Source organism: Streptomyces sp. SID3212 (assembly GCF_009865405.1).
In the GTDB taxonomy this organism is placed as follows: domain Bacteria; phylum Actinomycetota; class Actinomycetes; order Streptomycetales; family Streptomycetaceae; genus Streptomyces.
This window is the reverse complement of the sequence record NZ_WWJY01000705.1, coordinates 1-1,182: the sequence shown is the minus strand read 5'-3', so window position 1 is coordinate 1,182 and position 1,182 is coordinate 1. Positions and strand designations below refer to the sequence as shown.

Annotated in this window: 1 protein-coding gene; it reads left to right on the top strand. The window is 73.6% G+C overall.

The genetic code is table 11. The features are described 5' to 3' along the window. Window positions 1-1,182 (top strand): amino acid adenylation domain-containing protein (locus GT042_RS21130; RefSeq protein WP_161310292.1); only part of this gene is annotated, 1,182 nt, incomplete at both ends.

The following is a 1,182-nucleotide window of genomic DNA, read 5'->3' as shown; positions in this document are numbered from 1 at the left end:
CCCGCCCGGCTCCGCCACATGGTGGAGAGCTCGGGCACCGGACTGCTCCTGACGGCTCGTGGGACGGCGGAGAAGGGGGAGAGCCTGGATGTGCCGTGCGTCCGCCTCGACCGGCCGGCCGTCACCGACCCGGTCCTGCCGGGGGCGGCCCCCGCCGGCCCGGTCCGGGCGCCGGGCCCCAAGGATCTCGCGTACGTCCTGTTCACCTCCGGCTCCACCGGCGTGCCCAAGGGCGTCGCCGTCGAACACCGGGCCCTGGTCAACCTCACCCGCGCCGTACGGCACTCCTTCCCGGTCGACGCGGACGACCGGGTCCTGCAATTCGTGTCGTTCGGCTTCGACGTCGCCGTCTCCGACCTCTTCTTCCCCTGGGTCGCGGGCGCCGAGCTGCACATTCCGAACGAGGACGAACGGATCGGCGAGGCCCTCCTGGACAAGCTCCGGGAGTCCCGCATCACCTATGTCTTCCTGCCGCCGTCCGCCGCGATGCTGCTGCCCGACCTCGCCGGGCAGCTGCCCGACCTGCGGACCGTCGGGGTCGGCGGCGAGCCCTGCCCGCCCGAGCTGGTCGAACGGCTCAGCGCGCCCGGACGGCGGATCGTCAACGCGTACGGCCCCAGCGAGGTCACCGTCTACGCCACCACCGCCGACCTGGTGCCCGGCGAGCCCGTGGTGCTCGGGGGCGCGGTCGCCGGGGCCCGGGTGTACGTCCTGGACGAGCTGCTCAGGCCCGTCCCCACCGGCGTCACCGGCGAGATCTACATCGCGGGCGCCTCCCTGGGACGCGGCTACATCGGACAGCCCGGTATGACCGCGGAACGGTTCGTCGCCGACCCGCACGGAGCGCCGGGCACCCGGATGTACCGCAGCGGCGACCTCGGCAAGATCGACGCGAGCGGCCTCATCCACTACCTCGGACGCAGCGACCTCCAGGTCAAACTGCGCGGCGTACGCATCGAACTCGGCGAGATCGAGACCCTGTTGGCCGCCACCCCGGGCGTCGCCCTCGCGGCGGCCACCGTCCGGGGCACCGGCACCGAACAGCGCCTCGTCGCCTACGTCGTCGGCCGCGACGGGGCCGCGCCCCCCGACGCCGCGCTGCGCGCCCACCTCGTCACGAAGCTCCCCGGCTTCATGGTCCCCGAGGTGTTCGTACGCCTCGACGAGATGCCGCTCAGCCGC